Annotated in this window: 17 protein-coding genes, 1 tRNA gene and 2 pseudogenes; 16 read left to right on the top strand and 4 right to left on the bottom strand. The window is 46.7% G+C overall.

What is annotated here, in order from left to right; all coding sequences use genetic code 11:
- Positions 1-98: 98 nt before the first annotated feature.
- From polA to DFP97_RS20390, 5 genes are all read left to right on the top strand, one after another.
- Positions 99-2,777, top strand: coding sequence for a DNA polymerase I (polA, locus tag DFP97_RS20370; RefSeq protein WP_114382030.1), 2,679 nt, complete (start codon positions 99-101; stop codon positions 2,775-2,777).
- A gap of 48 nt (positions 2,778-2,825) precedes the next feature.
- Positions 2,826-3,665 carry a DNA-formamidopyrimidine glycosylase gene (gene mutM, locus DFP97_RS20375; protein ID WP_114382031.1) on the top strand — a complete coding sequence of 280 codons (840 nt, stop codon included), beginning with the start codon at positions 2,826-2,828 and terminating at the stop codon, positions 3,663-3,665.
- A gap of 148 nt (positions 3,666-3,813) precedes the next feature.
- Positions 3,814-4,530: a sporulation membrane protein YtaF gene (ytaF, locus tag DFP97_RS20380; RefSeq protein ID WP_245976465.1), complete on the top strand. Its 717-nt coding sequence runs from the start codon at positions 3,814-3,816 to the stop codon at positions 4,528-4,530.
- A gap of 16 nt (positions 4,531-4,546) precedes the next feature.
- Positions 4,547-5,143 (top strand): dephospho-CoA kinase, encoded by a 597-nt coding sequence (gene coaE, locus DFP97_RS20385; protein WP_114382033.1) that lies wholly within the window; start codon positions 4,547-4,549, stop codon positions 5,141-5,143.
- Positions 5,140-5,706: a lytic transglycosylase domain-containing protein gene (locus DFP97_RS20390; protein ID WP_114382034.1), complete on the top strand. Its 567-nt coding sequence runs from the start codon at positions 5,140-5,142 to the stop codon at positions 5,704-5,706. Before coaE ends, DFP97_RS20390 begins: the two co-directional genes overlap by 4 nt.
- A 104-nt stretch (positions 5,707-5,810) precedes the next feature.
- Here the strand turns inward: DFP97_RS20390 and DFP97_RS20395 are convergent, their stop codons facing one another.
- A complete protein-coding gene (locus DFP97_RS20395; RefSeq protein ID WP_147275073.1) occupies positions 5,811-6,029 on the bottom strand; it encodes an alpha/beta-type small acid-soluble spore protein in 219 nt (72 codons plus the stop codon).
- A 142-nt stretch (positions 6,030-6,171) separates the two neighbouring features.
- On the opposite strand from DFP97_RS20395, the gene nrdR reads away from it, so the two are divergent.
- Together nrdR and DFP97_RS20405 are read left to right on the top strand one after the other, a co-directional pair.
- Positions 6,172-6,654, top strand: coding sequence for a transcriptional regulator NrdR (nrdR, locus tag DFP97_RS20400; RefSeq protein ID WP_114382036.1), 483 nt, complete (start codon positions 6,172-6,174; stop codon positions 6,652-6,654).
- Between the two features lie 43 nt (positions 6,655-6,697).
- Positions 6,698-6,773, top strand: a tRNA-Ala gene (locus DFP97_RS20405).
- 251 nt (positions 6,774-7,024) lie between these two features.
- Here DFP97_RS20405 and DFP97_RS20410 read toward each other — a convergent pair.
- On the bottom strand, positions 7,025-8,215 hold the full coding sequence (locus DFP97_RS20410; RefSeq protein WP_114382037.1) for a site-specific integrase: 1,191 nt from the start codon (positions 8,213-8,215) through the stop codon (positions 7,025-7,027).
- 173 nt (positions 8,216-8,388) lie between these two features.
- Here DFP97_RS20410 and DFP97_RS20415 point away from each other — a divergent pair.
- The 7 genes and pseudogenes from DFP97_RS20415 to DFP97_RS20445 all read left to right on the top strand — a co-directional run.
- A pseudogene (locus DFP97_RS20415) lies at positions 8,389-8,997 on the top strand (aldo/keto reductase); the annotation flags it as partial.
- Between the two features lie 350 nt (positions 8,998-9,347).
- Positions 9,348-9,830, top strand: coding sequence for a nuclear transport factor 2 family protein (locus tag DFP97_RS20420; protein ID WP_114382038.1), 483 nt, complete (start codon positions 9,348-9,350; stop codon positions 9,828-9,830).
- 200 nt (positions 9,831-10,030) lie between these two features.
- The gene (locus DFP97_RS20425; protein ID WP_114382039.1) at positions 10,031-11,062 is read left to right on the top strand and encodes a helix-turn-helix transcriptional regulator; all 1,032 of its coding nucleotides are present in this window, start codon (positions 10,031-10,033) and stop codon (positions 11,060-11,062) included.
- Positions 11,063-11,193: 131 nt separating this feature from the next.
- Complete coding sequence (locus DFP97_RS20430) at positions 11,194-11,781, top strand: NAD(P)H-binding protein (protein ID WP_114382040.1); 588 nt, start codon at positions 11,194-11,196, stop codon at positions 11,779-11,781.
- A 69-nt stretch (positions 11,782-11,850) separates the two neighbouring features.
- Positions 11,851-13,296, top strand: coding sequence for a DHA2 family efflux MFS transporter permease subunit (locus DFP97_RS20435; RefSeq protein WP_114382041.1), 1,446 nt, complete (start codon positions 11,851-11,853; stop codon positions 13,294-13,296).
- A gap of 25 nt (positions 13,297-13,321) precedes the next feature.
- Positions 13,322-13,600, top strand: coding sequence for a Beta-galactosidase C-terminal domain (locus DFP97_RS20440; RefSeq protein ID WP_114382042.1), 279 nt, complete (start codon positions 13,322-13,324; stop codon positions 13,598-13,600).
- 306 nt (positions 13,601-13,906) lie between these two features.
- Complete coding sequence (locus DFP97_RS20445; RefSeq protein WP_114382043.1) at positions 13,907-15,928, top strand: beta-galactosidase; 2,022 nt, start codon at positions 13,907-13,909, stop codon at positions 15,926-15,928.
- 534 nt (positions 15,929-16,462) lie between these two features.
- On the opposite strand, the gene DFP97_RS20450 is transcribed toward DFP97_RS20445, so the two are convergent.
- Positions 16,463-17,515, bottom strand: a complete 1,053-nt coding sequence (locus DFP97_RS20450; RefSeq protein ID WP_220271180.1) for a ketopantoate reductase family protein — start codon at positions 17,513-17,515, stop codon at positions 16,463-16,465.
- A gap of 200 nt (positions 17,516-17,715) precedes the next feature.
- On the opposite strand from DFP97_RS20450, the gene DFP97_RS20455 reads away from it, so the two are divergent.
- Positions 17,716-18,303, top strand: coding sequence for a TetR/AcrR family transcriptional regulator (locus DFP97_RS20455; RefSeq protein ID WP_181873604.1), 588 nt, complete (start codon positions 17,716-17,718; stop codon positions 18,301-18,303).
- Between the two features lie 163 nt (positions 18,304-18,466).
- Positions 18,467-18,934 (top strand): annotated as a pseudogene (locus tag DFP97_RS20460) (aldo/keto reductase).
- A gap of 69 nt (positions 18,935-19,003) precedes the next feature.
- Here the strand turns inward: DFP97_RS20460 and DFP97_RS20465 are convergent.
- The gene (locus tag DFP97_RS20465; protein WP_114382045.1) at positions 19,004-20,107 is read right to left on the bottom strand and encodes a GerAB/ArcD/ProY family transporter; all 1,104 of its coding nucleotides are present in this window, start codon (positions 20,105-20,107) and stop codon (positions 19,004-19,006) included.
- Between the last annotated feature and the right edge of the window lie 19 nt (positions 20,108-20,126).

Consider the following 20,126-nt stretch of genomic DNA (forward strand, 5'->3'; position numbering starts at 1 on the left):
AGCAATGGGCTTTTCTCTGGCAGACGATGCTTGGGGAAGGCCCATTTTGTGGTATAATGATGGGTATGTATGTTACATAAACGAGGTGTTGATGCCATATGGAAAAATGGATGTTAATTGACGGGAACAGTATCGCTTACCGAGCGTTCTTCTCTATGCCATTATTAACGAATGCTGCAGGACAGCATACGAATGCGGTATTTGGTTTTACGTTAATGCTGCTTAAGCTGCTTGACCAGGAGAAGCCGACACATGTGCTTGTGGCGTTCGATGCAGGCAAGATCACGTTCCGTCATGAAGGCTACACCGAGTATAAGGGCGGAAGGGAAAAGACGCCGCCGGAGCTGTCGGAGCAATTTCCGGTACTCAAGGAGCTGCTGAACGCGTTCAACATTTCACAGTTCGAGCTGTCCGGTTATGAGGCAGATGACATTATCGGTACCTTAACGCGGGTCGCCGATGAGAAGGGTGTATCGACTGTTGTTGTGACTGGCGATAAGGATATGCTGCAGCTCGCTTCGGATAAGGTGACGATTGCAGTCACGCGCAAGGGCGTTAGCGAGGTCGATCTGTATTCCCCTGAAGCGATTCAAGAGAAATACGGCCTTGTGCCGCTGCAAATCATCGACCTGAAAGGGCTGATGGGCGATACGTCAGATAATATTCCAGGAGTGCCGGGCGTCGGCGAGAAGACGGCGCTTAAGCTGCTCCATGAGCATGGATCGGTTGAAAATGTTCTGGATAATCTGGACAAGCTAAAAGGGAAGCTGAAAGAAAACATAGAGAACCATAAGGACGACGCCATCATGAGCAAGAGGCTGGCGACGATTTTCCGTGAAGTACCTATCGAACAGGGAACGGATGAGATTCGTTACGATGGCTATGACGCCGTGAAGCTGGCAGAAGCGTTTCGCAAACTGGAATTTAAATCGCTTATTGAACGCCTGCAATTGGGGGCGGATGCGGGAGATGCGGAAGAGGCAGCTCAAGCATCTGCAGCCGAGCTGTCTATTCATGTCATTGAGTCGGACAAGGATGAGGCTTTACTGGAGCAGTTACTGCAAACGCTGGAGAAGACGGATAAGAACGGTTTGTATATCGAATCGGTTGGTGAAAATCCGCATCATGCCGAGCTGATCGGTATGGCCGTCGCTGCTGAGGAGGCGGTATATGCGCTGCCGATCACCGTTTTGGAGCAGCCCTTCGCAGCGAAGCTTCGCGATTGGCTGGAGCAACCCTCTAAACCTAAGTACGGCTTTGATCTGCACAAAGCGGAGCTGGCGCTGACGTGGAGGGGAATCGGCTTTAAAGGGGCCGCTTTCGACGTACAGCTTGCCGCTTATCTGCTCGATCCGACGGAAGCGAGTCAGACGCTCAGCGGTATTAATGAGAAGCATAGCTTGCCGGCTGTGCCTTCAGATGATGCGGTGTATGGCAAAGGCGCGAAGTTCAAAGTGCCTGCTGCGGCCACGCTCTATCGTCATTTGGCCCTCAAAGCGGAAGCGGTTCGAAGGCTGGTGCCCATCATGACGGAAGAACTGGGCCGAACAGGCATGAGCAAGCTTTATTTTGATCTGGAGCAGCCGTTGTCCCGCATCTTAGCCGGAATGGAGAGCCTAGGCATTAAGGTCGAGAAGCGGGAGCTCGAAACGCTTGGAAGCGATTTGGAGCGTCAGCTAACGGCCATTATCAGTGACATTTATAAGCATGCAGGAACCGAATTTAATATTGGTTCGCCGAAGCAGCTTGGCGAGATTTTGTTCGATAAGCTTGGACTGCCCGCTAAGAAAAAAACGAAAACAGGTTACTCGACGGATGCCGAGGTGCTTGAGGAGCTGGCTCCTTATCACGAGATCATACCGCTTATTTTGCATTACCGCCAGCTTTCGAAGCTGCAGTCGACCTATGTGGAAGGCTTGCTTAAGGAGATTCGCGAAGAAACCGGCAAGGTTCACACGTATTACCGCCAGACGATTGCAGCGACCGGACGGCTTAGCAGTCAGTTTCCTAACTTGCAAAATATTCCGATTAGACTGGAGGAAGGACGCAAAATCCGGAAGGCCTTTGTCCCATCCGAGCCAGGCTGGTACATTCTCGCTGCCGACTATTCACAAATTGAGCTCCGTGTACTCGCGCATATTTCCGGCGATGCAAATTTGAAGGAAGCGTTCATTAACGATATGGATATTCATACGAAAACGGCTATGGACGTATTCGGCGTTACAGCAGAACAAGTGGATTCCAACATGCGTCGGCAGGCGAAGGCCGTTAACTTTGGTATCGTATACGGAATCAGCGATTTTGGCTTATCGCAGAACCTTGGCATTACGCGCAGGGACGCTGGTCAGTTTATCGAGCAATATTTGGAGGTTTTTGAAGGCGTACGGCGATTTATGGATGATATCAAGACACAAGCCCGCAAAGACGGCTATGTGACTACATTGCTTGAGCGGAGACGTTATTTAAATGATATTAACGCTTCTAACTTCAACATCCGCTCATTCGCGGAACGGACGGCGATGAACACGCCGATTCAAGGGACAGCCGCTGACATCATTAAGCTGGCTATGGTACAAATGGACGCTGCGCTGCGCGAACGCAAGCTAAAGAGCCGCATGCTTCTTCAAGTACACGATGAGCTCGTATTCGAGGTGCCGGAGGATGAGCTGGAGCTTATGAAGTCACTTGTGCCGGAAGTAATGGCTGGTGCGCTCACTCTGGATGTGCCGCTTAAAGCCGATGTCAATTACGGTGTCAATTGGTATGAAGCAAAGTAACCCGCTCGCGCACCGTTTCAGGTATAATGGTTGTTGAGGTGAGGAGAAATGCCTGAATTGCCAGAGGTAGAAACCGTAAGACGAACATTGAATGAATTAGTAGCGGGCAAACGAATCCAATCTGTAACCGTTAGACTCCCGCGTATAATACAGCGCCCTGCAGAACCTGAACAGTTCGCGGCAGCGCTTGCCGGCCATACAATTGAAACAGTGGAGCGTCGAGGCAAGTTTTTGCGAATTATGTTAGACGGCCTTGTTCTTGTATCGCATTTGCGGATGGAAGGACGCTACGGGGTGTTTCCATCGGACGAGCCGATCGAGCTGCATACGCATGTCATCTTTCATTTTGACGATGGGACGGACTTGCGGTACAAAGACGTGCGGCAATTCGGCACGATGCATCTGTTCAAGCGGGGAGAGGAGCTTGAGCTTCCTCCGCTTAATAAGCTGGGAATCGAGCCTTTGGAATCCGAGTTTACATTGGAAGCGCTGCGCGGAAAGCTGGAAAAGCGCACAACCCGGATTAAGCCGCTGCTGCTGAACCAGGAACATATCGTCGGATTGGGCAATATATATGTGGACGAAGCGTTATTTCAAGCGCGAATTCATCCGGAACGTACGCCTGATACGCTGAAGCCTGCAGAGTGGAAGAGATTATACGAAGCGATCCGCTCGACGCTGGCACATGCCGTTGATGCCGGCGGATCGTCAATAAAGTCTTATGTAAACGGTCAAGGCGAGATGGGCATGTTCCAGCATCAGCTGCTCGTATACGGCAGGAAGGACGAGCCTTGCCCTGCCTGCGCCAAGCCGATCGAGAAATTTACGGTTGGTGGAAGAGGTACGCATATTTGCAGCAAATGCCAGCCTCCGGCTGGCTCCAAATAAGCGAACGAAGCTTAGCAATTCGATATGGTTATGCACAGTCAACTACTCCCCGCATATGATGGTTGTGTTACGAACGATAGGCGGATGTCTATAATCCTTACGTATGCTGTACGAGGAGGGCAGCCGCCGTGCGGGGAGGGGCTTACGATTGTTCGCGCATGTTGCGTCACTGTTAGTGCTGGCTTTTGCCGTTAGTTTGGACGGTTTTGGTGTAGGCGTTACGTATGGATTGCGGCGAATCCGCATTCCGTTCCTGTCGGTTTTCATAATTGCTTGCTGCTCGGGCTTTATTATTTGGTTATCCATGCAGCTTGGCGATTGGCTGACCGGTTTTCTGTCGGAGTTCGCAGCACGGCTTATTGGAGCAAGTGTGCTGATTGTTATTGGAGGCTGGGCAATCGTTCAGTTAAAGCACGGCAAAACGAACGATGAAACGAATGAGCGAACTGATGCCGTCCGTGATGAAAGAGCTGATGAATCGACTTCTGAAGTCAAACCGCACATTGGAGAGCTTTCCAGTACGGCTCTAATCGTGATGGTGGAGCTCAAGCGTCTTGGCCTGGTCATCCAAATATTACGAACGCCGCAGGCGGCTGACGTTGACAAATCGGGAACGATTTCAGCGTCAGAGGCGGTCATGCTCGGCGTAGCATTGTCGTTAGATGCTTTCGGAGCGGGGCTTGGCGCGGCCATGATCGGGTTGCCTGCCTTGATGACTTCGTTAACGATAGCTGCGGCGAGCGCTCTATTTCTGATGGGTGGCATTCATTTCGGGTTTCGTTTCTCGGCATGGAAAGGAATGCAAACATTATCTTTGCTGCCAGGCATATTATTAATCATGATGGGAATCATGAAGCTGTTATAATTTCGAGGTGAAATGGATGAAAATCGGATTAACCGGCGGTATTGCCAGCGGAAAAAGCACAGTCGCCCATATACTAGTCGAACGCGGTGCGCTGCTGGTCGATGCCGATCAAGTCGCAAGGGAAGTCGTCTTTCCCGGAGAGCCGGCACTAGAGGCAATAGCCTCTACGTTCGGACAAGCTGTAATAAATCTAGACGGATCGCTCAACCGTAAGGCGCTTGGTGAAATCGTGTTTCGGGACAAAGCTGCGCTAGAGCAGCTCGAAGCCATTACTCACCCTGCTATTCGGCAGCAAATGCAGCAGCGTATACATACTTTCGAAGAGCAGTTTCCAGAACGGTTAGTCGTTGCGGATGTGCCGCTTCTCTATGAAACGAAGCAGCAAAAGTTGTACGATGGCGTTATGGTTGTGTATGTGCCCGCAGGTGTACAGTGCGTCCGTCTGATGGAGCGCAATTCACTGACGGAAGAAGAAGCTAAGCGGCGAATATCTCTGCAAATGGACATTGAACAAAAGCGGAGCCTTGCCGATTGGGTCATTGACAATAGCGGATCACTGGATGAGACGAAGCGGCAAATCGACCATTTTTGGAAAAGTCAGTGCTTGCCATGAGAGTATTGCTAAAAAAGAGGGTTCTGCTTGTTCTGTTGCTTGGGCTTATGACTATTTTATTTCTGAAGTCCGATTGGCTGGCCACGTGGATGTACCCGGTCTATTATAAGGCCGATATTCGTGCGAGTGCATCAAATTACGGAATAGAGCCTCATTTGGTAGCTGCGATCATACGCAGCGAGACGAATTATCGGACAGGTCAGGAATCAAAAAAAGGAGCTCTAGGTCTCATGCAGATTATGCCGGAGACGGCAGCGTGGGTTGTTCAGAAAGCTGGCTTCAATGAAGTGACAGAGGATATGCTTAGGCATCGTGCCGATGTTAGTATCGAGGTGGGTTCGTGGTATTTGAATTCGCTGAATCAACAATTTGGGCATAATAAGATTGCAGCTGTCGCCGCTTACAACGCGGGACCGGGAAATGTCCGCAAATGGCTTGATTCCGGGGTATGGGACGGGAAAATGGAATCCGTTAAACAAATTCCATTCGGTGAAACGCGGCACTATGTACAGCGGGTCATTTATTATTATAATAAGTACAAGGATTTGTATCCGGGCTTTTGAGACGGGTAATGCCGAGCGAAAATACATCGAAGCCTTGGAGGCCCGTCACTTCTTAGACGGGCCCGGCCAAAGCATCTGTTATTCATACAACATTTAATGAATCATTATTTAAATTGGCCAGCAAGGGATTGCTCGGCAATTTGTACGAGGCGACGGGTAATGAATCCCCCGATGGAGCCTGCGTCTTTCGTAGCCATGTTGCCGTAGTATCCGTCTTGCGGAATCGCGATTCCTAGCTCTTGAGCAACTTCAAATTTCATTTGATCAAGTGCTGCTGTCGCTTGCGGTACAACCAGTTGGTTACTGCTGCGGGATTGTGCCATGTATATTCACCTCCTTACGGTTGGTAATTGTATTATGCGCGAAAATCTGAAATTCATTACAGGAAACCGCTGGAAAAAAGTTTGAGTGAAAAAAAGATCGAACCATATGTATTTGAATAAGAAAGGAGGACATTTTTACAACATGAAATGCCCATATTGCGACTATGCCGGAACGAAAGTATTAGACTCCAGGCCGGCCAACGAAAACAAATCCATTCGCCGCCGCCGTGAATGCGAAAAATGCAGCCGCCGCTTTACGACGTTCGAAATGATCGAAGAAACGCCTCTTATCGTTATCAAAAAAGACGGAAGCCGCGAAGAATTCAGCCGCGATAAAATTTTGCGCGGACTAATCCGCGCATGCGAGAAGCGCCCCGTTCCTGTAGAGCGTCTCGAAGTGATCGTCTCCGAGGTTGAGAAGGAGCTTCGCACAACAGCCCATGCCGAGGTGGATAGCAGCGATATCGGCGCGATCGTCATGAATGAGCTCTATCCTGTGGACGAGGTAGCCTACGTCCGCTTCGCATCCGTCTATCGACAATTCAAAGATATCGATATGTTCATGAAGGAGCTTAACAACCTGCTGTCCAAGCATCCGCTTAACAGCATTATAGATAAAGATTGACATTTCTGACGACCCTGTGCTAATATCAATTTTGTCGTCACTTGGGGCCTTAGCTCAGCTGGGAGAGCGCATCGCTGGCAGCGATGAGGTCAGGGGTTCGATCCCCCTAGGCTCCACCAAATACAAACTTCCAAAACCCTTGATAATTAAGGGTTTTTTTGTTTTTATAATGTCCCAAGTAGAAATTAAAGTCTTAATTTTTTGACCTTTGGGGACGGATTGGGGACGAAAAAATAAAAAATGAAAACTTGAGCTTCTGTGTTTGCGACTGGCGGGGATAAATATGTACTGCTAATGAAGTTGTTTTAAATAAAGAGTCCTCATCAGCAGTAGATGTGAAGCTATGTAAGAACAAAAAAACGACACGTTTTTACGCACCGTTTGATTCATTAATTGGAATTGGTTTCGGGGACAAGATCGAATTGAATGTATTCGCTGCCGCATGATCAGCAGATTGAAGTGCATGTCCGTAGGTATTCATGGTTGTTCGAATGTCTGCATGTCCTAACCGGCTTGATATTGTTTTTGCATGGACACCTTGATTGATAAGTAAGGTTGCTGATGTATGTCTTAGATCATGAAAACGTATTGGTTTTAGATTTTTACGTTTTAGGAATCTTCGAAGCCATGTACCCGGCACGGTGTGGAAATAGGGTTTACCGTCCCAGGTAGAGAAAACGAAGAAATGTTCTTTTTCTGCCCAATTTTCACGTGCATTTTCTTTGGACAGAATAGAGTTGATTCTGTATTGGATTAGATCAGGTAGCAACGCTTCGGGAATAGAGACTTTTCGAATTGAGTTTTTTGTTTTAGGTGCCTTTATGATATTTTGACCATTGACATAACTTAGTGACTGTACGACCTCAATGAAGCCTTCATCAATATTAATATGTTTCCACTCTAATGCCAGCAATTCTCCACGGCGTAGGCCAGTAGTTATAGCCATTGTTATCATGATTCTCCAGTGTTCTGCCTCAGTACTTAATCCATTCAATAATTCACTTACTTCCACTTCATCGTAAACATCAACAGTTAATCGAGCTACCTTTGGACGTTTAGTTGCGGCTACCGGATTACTTTTTAATATTCGCCAGTCTACAGCACGATCAAGAATGTCTTTCATTATTCTATAGACGAATCGAATTGTTGTTGATGATAATCCTCCTGATTTTCCATCCTTTCTTGCTCCATTTAATTCAAGATTTTTCATAAAGCTCACAATATGAATGGGTTTTAACTCATCTAGTCGTTTGTTACCGAAGACAGGGGAGATATGGTTTTTCAATAAGTGGTTGTAATTTTCGAGGGTCTTAGCTTCTAGATGTTTGATTCCGTATTTGCTTCTCCATTCTTCAACAAATATATTGAAAGTCATTTTCTCGGGAGCAATATATTCACCAGCTTCGACTTCAACTTGGAATTTAGCGAGTTCTTTTTCTGCTTCCCTTATGCCTGATGCTTTAATCGTTTTTGATCTTTTTATTCGTTTTCCTTCATTGTCGTAGCCTGTTTCAACAATTAACCGATAAGAGTTTTTACTTCGCTTTTCAATACTAGCCATTTTTATCCTCCTATAAGTTCACTTATAGGAAATTATTCCCTAAACTGATTTCATGGATACTAATTAGGGCTTGCTGAATGCCAAAAACTAGGTGAAAACCGCATAACAACAAGGAATTTGGACTCTTTCTGTAGAATTCATATGCAAAGGAACCCGTGAAAATAGTTCGAAAACATGAGCGCACAAAGAAGGCATTTGAAAAATCATTAGCTAAACTGCAATTGGATTATTTGGATTTGTATTTGATTCATCAGCCGTTTGGGGACATATACGGTTCTTGGCGAGCAATGGAGGAATTGTATCTTGAAGGAAAGATTAGAGCCATCGGGGTAAGCAACTTCCAGATGGATCGCCTGATTGATCTGATTATCCATCATGATGTAACGCCGGCAGTCAACCAGATTGAAACGCATCCATTCTTCCAGCAAGTGGAAAGCGCCAAATTTATGGAGGAGAACAAGGTTCAGATTGAGTCCTGGGGCCCATTTGCAGAAGGTCGAAACAATCTGTTCCAAAATGACGTACTAGTTTCCATTGCAGGGAAGTACAACAAATCAGTTGCGCAGGTGGTATTACGCTGGTTAACACAAAGAGGAGTAGTGGCAATTCCTAAGTCTATTCATAAAGAACGTATCATCGAAAATTTCAATATCTTCGACTTTGAGTTAAGACAAGAGGATATGGACACGATTGCCACGTTGGATACGAAACAGAGTCTATTCCTGTCGCATAACGATCCTGAAATCGTGAAATCGCTTAGTGGCTGGAAATTTAATGCTTAAACATTAGAGAGCTATCGCAAGGGGCGATAGCTTCATTTCGTTCGGCAGGAAAGAATATAACGTGGTGAAATGCCAGATCAATCTTGGCACGTGATTGTTGAACTATAACTATTCAATTTCAACCGGCGCAGTAATCATACAAGGCTATTTCTTTGGAAATATTAACTCCATACTCGAATCGGAGAATGAGCTGTAACGAAGTAATTTTGTGTGTTGGCGTGTGGAGTTAGAAGTTTGGCGTTTCCCGCTAGTTTCAAGACTGCCTTCACAAAGTAAAATAATAAATGTCCAGTGAACAAGGAATTGATCTAATCATGTTGTTTATGAACGGAAACTAAGGAGGAATTCAAATGACAAACACAAATGAGCAAGAGTCGATAAATAAAATTCACGAGAGAATTAGCGAATTAGAAAACGTGAGGGCCCTGAGAGAATTGGTTGATACATTTTCACTATTGGCAGACCAGAAAGACGTGCAAAAACAATCATTGCTTTTTACGGAGAATGCAACCGTCGATTCTTATATAAACGGGCAGTTGACATCAAGTTTGAAGGGTACGAAGGAAATTGGCGAGGCTTTTCAAAATTTCTTAAACCTTTTCGAAACGGTTTATCATATGAATGGTCAACATAAGGTGTCGATAAATGGGAATAACGCAGTGGGCACTCTTTATTGTTTGGTCGATCTTATTTCTTCTGAAGACGGTAAAAAAATTAAAAACTCGAGCGCTGTTCAATATAACGATAAATACATCTATGAAAATGGCAAGTGGTTGATTACAAAACGTACATCGATGTTTGTGTGGCAAGATCGAAAAGAACTAAATCAGTAATTATGGAATGAAGCTGCCGTAACGTTCGGCAGCTTCATTATTTTTCAGTCCCAAAAGGAATTAGCTTTAATCGGTGGCACGTTCTGCATATATATTGTCGCTATCCGCTAGTTACATACCATCTAAGAACGGGTACGATAATAAGTGTTCATCTGGCAATACGACATTTCTTATATAGACAGGAAGGAGGCTATTGAAGGATGACGACGATCTCATTTGATCGCATCAAAATTCCAAAAGGATTCTGGCTGGGATTGCGTCAATTGAATATTGCAGCCCACGATGTGGTTCGCAAAGCGGAACTGCCGCTTACAATCGTGAACGAGCCGGCCGTCGTAACGACCGCCCAATATTTTTCGCTCTGGCAGGCATTTTCAGATATTGTTGACGACCCTGCAGTTGCTACCGTCAGACTCTCGACGGGTTTCGAAACAGCACAGCTGCCACCAAGTGTTTTGGCACCGTATTATGCCCGTGACTACCGGGACGCGCTAAACCGCATGGCTCGGTACAAACAGTTGTGCGCTCCCGAGCGTGTTCACATCGCTGAAGAGGGCGAGTTATGTACAATCGAACTGGCTTGGCTATATTCCGACCATCCGGAGCCGTCTATGCTAATCAGCGTCACGATGGCTACTTTGCTCACGATAGGTCGGCTTGGTACAGGTCAGCCATTATCGGCGCGTTTGGTTGAATTTTCTTATCCAATTCGAAACGTTCAGGCACTCGAAGCCTTCTTCGGCTGCCCTGTCCGGGTTGATTCAGGACGAAATCGATTAACGCTTCACCGACGTGATCTCGATCGCCCCTTTATTTCGTACAACGGAGAATTGCTAGAGATCCTGACCCCTGCGCTGGACCGGTCGCTGGAAGAGAAACGGCGCAGCAAATCCATTACCGAAATGGTGAAATGGATCATGAAACGCAGCCTGGCTGCAGGGCGCCCGGACATTCAGGTTATTGCGGGCGAGCTTGGGATGAGCGATCGTACCTTGCAGCGCCGACTGACCGAAGAAGGGACAAGTTTCAAACAGTTGTTGACCGACGCGCGGAGGGAGAAGGCGCTGGAATACCTGTCAGATCCTCTGCTCGATCTGAAAGAAGTAGCATTCCTGCTTGGATATGAAGACCAGAACTCATTCTTTCGTGCTTTCCGGCAGTGGGAAGGCGATACGCCCACCAATTGGCGTGCTGATCAATTAGGCATACAAGCAATGCCACCCATTCATTGAATGAATCGGTAATAGAATAAGTTGGCGTGTCGTGTAAGAAGTATGGCGGTAAATGCTAGTTACCTTACATTGATGACTTGTTACAATTACAATGTAAGCGAACAATGACACTGAAATGGAGGAGGTTGACTATGAGTAACGTGTTGATCTTAGGCGCTAACGGAAGCATTGCCCATCATGCCATTGAACGATTTCTTTCCGATACAGATTCGCAGCTGACCCTTTATTTACGAAAGGCAAGCCGATTGGGGAAGATGGATGCAAACCGCATCCGCGTCATTGAAGGCGATGTCATGGATAAGGAAATGTTGAGAAAAGCCATGGTCGAGCAAGATATCGTGTATGCCAACCTAGATGGCGAACTGGAACGAATGGCCGGCAATATTGTGACTGTCATGGATGAAACAGGCGTCAAGCGGCTCATTTTCATTAGCTCCATGGGGATCTATGGGGAAGTTCCCGGACAGACGTACAGCCCGATCTTGGATCCCTACCGTAAATCTGCAGAAATCCTTGAAGCCTCTGACCTGGATTACACCATCCTAAGACCAGGCTGGTTTACCAATAAGAAAGAGATTGACTATGAGATCACGCAGAAAGGCGAGCCTTTCAAAGGGAGAGAAGTATCGCGCATAAGTGTTGCGGACTTGATCGTGAAACTAGCGCAAACACCTGGATTGGAAATCCGCAGCAGTTTGGGAATAAGCAAAGCTGAATAAATTAGTTACTTTAGCCAAGATCCGTAACAACAGCTGGTTTTTAAATAGATAAATACAAGGGAGAAAGAGATGGAGAAAACCAAACCAAAACATACAAGGGCCATCATGGCTTCGCTGCTCATGTGCAGTTTCGTCGGCATGTTCAGTGAAACGGCGCTCAATATCGCAATTAGTAACTTAATGGATGTGTTTCAGATTTCCGCTGCGACAGCACAATGGTTAACGACTGTGTACTTGCTGGTTCTTGGCATATTAATGCCGGTGAGCGGTCTGCTGCTGCAAAGGTTTACGACGAGACAGCTATTTATAGGTTCACTTATAACCTTAATCGTGGGTACTTTTGTTGCGGCGCTCTCATTCAATTTCGAGATGTTACTTGTCGCTCGAATATTACAGGCGCTCGGCATGGGGCTGTTGCTTCCGCTCATGTTTAATACGGTACTCGTCATTTACCCTCCGGAAAAAAGGGGGGCGGCAATGGGGTTTGTCGGGCTTGTCATCATGTGTGCGCCGTCTACCGGGCCTACAGTAGCAGGAGTTTTGATTCAGTATTTATCTTGGAATTATATTTTCTGGGTAGCGCTTCCTTTTCTCGTTGTTGGTCTTCTTGTTGGGCTTAAAAATCTTGAGAACATAACAGAGGTCACGAAGTCCCGTATTGATGTGCTTTCGGTTATATTGTCGACGATGGGCTTCGGAAGCGTGGTATACGGGTTCAGTAAAGCTGGGGAAAGTACGGAAGGTTGGGCCAGTCCGGTAGTTGTCGCTTCAATCGTCATTGGACTAGTCGCGCTCGTGCTGTTTATCCTACGGCAGATCAGGATGCACGATCCGATCTTGAATATGAGTGTCTTCAAATATCCCATGTACGTCGTTAGCCTGCTTATGATCCTGTCGTGTATGCTGATTGTTATGTCGGTCATGATCATACTGCCGATGTTTCTGCAGAACGTCAAAGGGCTTTCTGCGTTAACCACCGGGCTAATGTTGCTTCCTGGCAGCTTACTAAACGGGATCCTGGCCACACGCATGGGGCGTTTATTCGATAAGTACGGGCCAAAGTGGCTTGTTATACCCGGTCTTTTGATAGCTGTTGTCTCCCTATGGTTCTTCACTAATGTATCGATTGCGTCTTCCGTGGCTTTTATCATGACGCTTCACATTGTACTTTTCATCGGCATTGGAATGGTTTGGATTCCTGCTCAAACAAACGGCCTCAATCAATTGCCGCCTCAGCTGTATCCTCACGGTACGGCAGTTATGAATACTGTGCAGCAAGTAACTGGCGCCATCGGTACGGCTGTTGCAATTACTATTCTTTCAAGAGGCATGGAACATTATTTGCAAAGTTCCGAGGGACAAACTCAACCGATTGAATTGGCAAACGCGATGACATTGGGCTCTCAGCATGTTTTCTGGTTTACAACGATCGTTGCGGTGATAGGTCTGGTTAGCTCGTTCTTTATTCGCAGAGTAGTAATAAATCAAGCTGCAGCGATGACACCGCCACATTGATCTCCTAATAAATGGAGGTAGACGAATGACGAACACAAATGAACAAGTTTGGTTTATAACCGGAGCCAATCAGGGCATTGGGGCAGGCGCGGGGGAAGGCTTGATCCATGCTCCGAGCGAGGTAGAGCTGGTAGTGCGAACGATTCAATCGACGGGTGAACGGTTCATCTTTGCGCTGAACTTTTCCAGTGAAGAAGTCACCCTTGAACTGACGGAGAACTTCAAGGATTTAATTAGTGGGAAACTCATTGTCGGCCAGGTGAAACTGGAGCCATATGGCGTTATGGTTCTAAGCATGGCATGACCAACTGCTATCTGCCCTCTTGCGCCGGGTCCACACCCAAAAGCAGACTCTTTCTTACTTTGTACTTTATTTTAATTCTCCTCCCAGAGTTAAAGATAGAATATGGTACGTGAACATATTATTGTAATCGAGAGATTATGAATATGTAAGCGCTTTACTTTTTCTTGCAATCTTTTTACTGAATCTAAGGAAAGTGAAGATTAGAGGAATACCCATAAAAATTCGACTTTCACATATTAATTATATGAGCCATTATCAGGAGGTCCGTAAAAGCAAATATCGAACGCGTAAAAAGGAGTTAACGAAATGGATAAGCTGCTTTACGGTGTCGCTTATTATGACGAATATATGCCTTACGACAGATTGGATCAGGATATCCGGATGATGAAGGAGGCCGGCATCAATGTCGTAAGGATCGCCGATTCCACATGGGGCACTTACGAGCCTCAAAACGGCGTGTTCGATTTCTCATCCGTCGACAAGGTACTGACGGGTATGTATCTCGCAGGCATTAGAGTCATCGTCGCTACGCCCACTTATGCTATTCCGACCTGGATGGCGAAGGAGCATCCTGAGATTCTGACGATCACCACAAAAGGTAAAGCGCAGTACGGGCCGCGGCAGAACATGGATATTACGAATCCAACTTATCTGTTCTACGCGGAGCGGATTATTCGAGAGTTGATCGGATTTGTCCATGACCATCCGGCCGTAATCGGCTACCAAACGGATAACGAGACTAAGCATTACGACACGGCTGGTCCCAACGTACAGCTTTTGTTCGTGAAGTACATGCGGGAAATGTATGGAACGCTGGATAACATCAACAAGCGCTTCGGACTTGATTACTGGAGCAACCGGATCAACGCATGGGAGGACTTCCCCTCCGTCATCGGCACGATCAACGGAAGCCTGGGTGCGGAATTTGCCAAGTTTCAACGAAAGCTCGTCACGAATTTTCTCGCATGGCAAGTGTCCATCGTCAACGAATACAAGCGTCCGGGACAGTTCGTTACCCAAAACTTCGACTTTGAATGGCGTGGGTATTCCTATGGCGTCCAGCCCGCAGTTAATCATTTTGAAGCATCGAAGCCGTTCGATATCGCAGGGGTGGACATTTATCATCCATCGCAAGATGAGCTGACGGGAATCGAAATCTCGTTCGGAGGAGACATAGGTCGCTCCTTGAAAAGACGAAACTATCTGGTCGTCGAGACGGAAGCGCAAGCGTTTCCGCAATGGACGCCTTATCCCGGACAACTGAGGCTACAGGCGTTCAGCCACCTCGCATCGGGTGCGGACATGGTCGCTTACTGGCATTGGCATTCCATTCACAACTCGTTCGAAACGTACTGGAAAGGCGTGCTTAGCCACGATTTCGAACCGAATCCGGTTTATGAAGAAGCGAAGACGATAGGGAGAGATTTTGATCGGCTAAGCCCGGACTTGATTCATCTGCGCAAAAGCAACCGGGTCGCCGTCATTGTCAGCAACGAATCTTTGACGGCTTTGGAATGGTTCAAACTGCCGGGGGACAAACTCTACAACGATGTGGTCAGATGGATGTATGACGAGCTTTACAAGCTTAATGTGGAATGTGATTTCATTCAGCCGTCCTTTGATCGGCTGGACGATTACCAGCTCATCGTCGTTCCGGTACTTTACGCCGCGCCAGACGAAGAACTGGAACGTTTGAACGGTTTCGTGAGAAACGGCGGCCATGTCGTTTATACCTTCAAAAGTGGATTTGCGGACGAAATCGTAAAAGTCCGCACAACTCATCAGCCGGGCATCATTAATGAAGCTTGTGGCATCTATTACAGCATGTTCATCGAGCCGGAGAACGTTCGGTTGAAGGATGATCCTTTCGGTGTAGGGGAAGAAGCTAACACGGTAGAAACCTGGATGGAGCTGATCACGCCGATAACGGCGGAGGTGCTTGCTTACTACGACCATCCTTATTGGGGGAAGTATGCCGCCGTTACCCGCAACCATTACGGAAGAGGAACAGCTACATATATCGGATGCATGACGAGCGCGGCTATTGTGAACCGGATATTGAAAGGCGCCGTTCAAATGGCCGGCTTGTGGGGGGATAATCAGGAGCTCGCCTTTCCTATCATCGTAAAGACGGGGATCAACGCTGCCGGCCGCACGATCCGCTACTATTTCAATTATTCCGGCTATCCCGTCACCGCTCGTTACCCGCACACTGCCGGCCGGGAATTGTTGTCGGACAGCCTTGTCTTCCAAGGGCAAACGCTTGAGATCGAGCCATGGGGGTTCCGGATTGTGATGGCGGCGCCCACTCCAGATATCCAACATTGAACAAAGAGACAACGAACCGCGTTTATCTAAACGAGCATGTGAAAACCATTGAAATATAAAGGCCTGCACAATGTTTACATGTATTCAATATATTCTAGGTGGAAGGATCAACAAAAAGCAGCCCAAAACGGGAACAGTTTTGGGTCTGCTTTTTTCTATTATATAACTCCCTCGGTAGCAATAGGTAAGATCAAATCTCATTTCACGACATAAGATCAGACTCCGGACGTGCGAGTGTGAAAACCATCTTTCGGGAATTTCAAAAATTGCGGAAGATTCGCAGTCTCCAACTACCCGATAATCTTTTTGTGGACATTCCACAAAAAGTGATCAAGAAGTATAAGCAGCGTACGATAACTGAACCTGGGCAAACTGCGCCGCTATCCTGCCCCGGTTCGTTATACCTTGTAATCAGCTTTCTTTTGGATGAGAAGCAAGGAAATCACGGATAGTCTTATTGAATTGCTAACCCAGATTGTACATCAGATATGGGGGCGGGCAGAAAAGAAAGTTGAGAAAGAAAGGGATTTTAGGTTATCCTGCCGTGGCATGGCTTGTCGCTTTATGTTCTGGTAGACGTTTCATTAATTCCTGCAACGCCTTCATCGGTCGACCGTGACGTTGGCCATCAGCAAGGCAGTGGCGCATAGCATCCAAGTCCTGTGCACGAACCTTTCCGCCATGATGGAAGCGGTTGAATGCCTGATAACCTAGAGGCAGCATTTCCCGTTCCAGTTTAAGGTGTATTTTTGCCGTCATGCGCATCCCTAAGAACAAGGCCATCAATTTACCCATTAAACCATGTCGCGGGAGGGTCATGATTTCGCTTTGGGCACGGCAGGCAAGCCGCCAGAGTTCCTTGTTCGCCACGACCGTCGAGAAGTCTGGCCAGCCCGCAATGTCACACGCCGAGTATATAGGAAAGGATGCACAGGAAAAAATGTTAACCAGTGCCGGGCTTATCTGACCACAGAGCGAGACTTCACAGCGATTGTAAATCTCGATGAATTGCTTTGCTGCGGCTTTGTTGTTGGTTTCGATTTGGAAACCGACCTTGTTCGCAGGATGCTTGTAACAGACGCTGGCCTTAGCCACCTGAGCTGGATCCGTTGGTGCAAGTATAGGCAAGTCAGCGTTAGTCTGGTGACAAAGCATGCCGAGAATCCCTCTTAACAAGCGATCTTCCGAAATTTGCATGACCTGAAGGTAATGCTCGCGAAGACCAAGCCCGAAACCGCACATAATGACAGTAGCTTTGGAAGTGCGTACCGCGTCGCTAAGCTTACGTAACATTGCAGTACCTTCCGCCGTACGGCTGGAATTTCCGTCAAGTGTAATGATGACAAACTGGAATTGTTTATCCGCCATTTCAGCGACCTTCTCGATGACGCTGAAATCGGCAAAATTTTTCAGTTTAGCGTCGTCATAACAATAAAGCTGTTGAGGAGAATTGAATGTGGTTTTTCGACCTTCTCGCACGAGGAAGGTAATGTCAGCACCGGACAAATTGAGATGGTATCCGACAGCGAGTCCCACTGCACCCGCACCTACAATTAAGATATTAGGTTTGTTCATGATAGTTGTCATTTCTATTCACTCTCCTTGATATATGATGCGCGATAAAAAAAACAGCGGCAGCATAGGATGAACATCTGTTGATTAAATGTCATAGTGATAGTATAATCTCAAAATAAACAGAATCACAATAATCAATACACAAGGGAATGTTATGAAATCAACAAATCGACTAGCTTTTGTTGAATTGGATGCAGGAGGAGAGGAACTTTATGGTCGGAGTAAAGAACAATAGAAGAACCCAATATACGACAGACTTCATCAAGAGGAGTTTCCTTGCTCTATTGGAAACGAGAAAGTTGACACAAATAACGGTCACTGAAATATGCAAACAAGCTGATATTAACCGCGGGACCTTCTATCTCCACTACAGGGATCCATATGATTTATTTGAAGTGATGCAGAAGGAATTTAATCGAGAAATATTGGAGACGTTGCAAAAGGATCAAAGTCCATGCACGGTAGATGGATCGATAATCAAGCTATTGAACATCATCCAAGAGAAGAAAACGATCTATCGAATTATGATTTCGGAGAGTGGAGAAAACAACTTCTTATCAGAAGTCTTGCTTGAGGTTCATAAAGATTATCTGCAAAGAATGGGAGACGATCACAACAAGAAGAACCTGTCTGTAAACGACTATTCTTTTACTTATATGGTTCACGGTTCTATGGGAATCATTAATCGATGGCTGGAATCTAGTGGGGAGGAAAGCCCGCGCGATATTGCACATCTCATCTCTTCATTAACTCAAACGACGATGAATGGGAATAGGGAAAGGCAACGGAAATTTTCATGAGCTAGTTGCAATTCCTCTCCAACAATGCCCCTAATTCCTACTAACGCTTGATGAGAAATCGGCTTTTTATTCGTGAACAACCATTCAACGACCCCTACGTAAGCCGATGCCACAAACGATAAAGTCGCTTATCCAATAATAAAGCAGATGGGCGGATCGACGAATGGAGTATGCAAAGCTGGGCCAAACAGGTCTCGAGGTTTCACGGATATGCCTTGAATGTATGAGTTACGGGGTTCCTGATCGGGAGGTCGTCATGAATGAAATCGATAACAGCTTGAGATGGCTTGGAACGGATTACGTCGATTTGTACCAATTCCATCATTAGGATTACGGTACGCCGATCGAAGAGACGATGGAAGCACTGCATGACTTTGTGAAGGCAGGCAAAACAAGGTATATCGGAGCGTCCTCCAAGTGGCCGAAGTTGCCGCCAACCGGGGTATTTTAAGAGCGCAAGTCGCGCTTGCGTGGGTCCTGCAAAAGGAACCGGTCACAGCGCCGATCGTCGGCGCGACCAAGCCTCATCATCTGGAGGATGCTGTTGCTGCGTTGTCGGTGAAGCTTGATGCAACCGAAATCGTGAGCCTAGAAGGAGCCTTATGTCCCGCATCCGATTTCGGGATTCTAAAACTAGAAATGTGGATCTCGAAAGGCACAGTGTTCCCTTTTCAAGGAGGTGGTTACTAGCTTAGAAAGCCTAAGGTTTCCCAGCCTTCTGCCGCATTCTGTTACGAAGTACAGCGATTAACAGCAAGATAACCGGTATGACAATAAAATACGTATGACTTATAATTGGACCGGTCACTGAAAGGGAATGGGCTAGTTCCGGAAGGTTGGGGGCTGTCCAGATCCCAACTAAGGTTAATAACATCCAAAAGGGTAAGACGAGCGGCTTATAATCGGAGAGATTCAGCCATTGGGCGGTATTCAGTACAAGTACGTAGTTGTATAACCCCATTTTGATGAACGTTCCGCCAATCCAAATCGCCATGATAACGGACTCCAGATTTTCAAAAAAGTCTGCGTAGCTAATGTACCGGGCAGCGCTCATAAATGGAAATACAAAACTGCCCGTTATCCCTCCGAATAGCAAAAGAGTTGCCAAATTGGTAATGAGCAGGGTCACCAATACGGCAAGTACGGTGAACATGCTCCATTTCATACCCTGTTTCCGGTCGATTAGAAATGGAAACAAGGTGGATATATGAAAGAATATGGTATACCAAGCAGCTGGGGAAACCGCTCCCATAATTGAAGGCTTGATCCCATTCTCCATAATCGGAAACATATTTTTCACGTCCAATTCGGGAATAAGCAGAAGGACAATCATTATCCAGAGAAGGATCATTAGCGGGACAAACATGTCCGAAAGCCTTGCCAGCACTTCCAGGCCAGCACGCACGGCGAAGGTGCTAGCGAGGGCCAAACTTGCGATCACGATCAGAATGGGGGTTCGATTGAAAAACGCCCCAACGAGGAAGTCTCCATACTGCCTAAGGGCAGTCCCACCCGCATAGAGATAAAAAAACAAATAGAAAAAACCGACTATTTTTCCTGGAATCTGGCCAAGAATATGCTGAATGTATTGAATTAGTGTCTCCATGGGATAAAGCTTGTTCAATTGATAAACAATAAATACGACAAAAAAACCGGAGAGGGAACCCCAAATCGGCGAAAGCCACATGTCCCGGCCGGCATATTTATAAGTAATCCCCGGGACGGTCAAAATGGCTGAGCTTACAATGTTTGCATAAATCAAAAGCGACATCTGCAAGGCAGAAATTCTACCTTTCTCTATCATCGAGATTCCCCTCCCTACT

This window comes from Paenibacillus prosopidis, assembly GCF_003337375.1.
In the GTDB taxonomy this organism is placed as follows: Bacteria; Bacillota; Bacilli; order Paenibacillales; family Paenibacillaceae; genus Pristimantibacillus; species Pristimantibacillus prosopidis.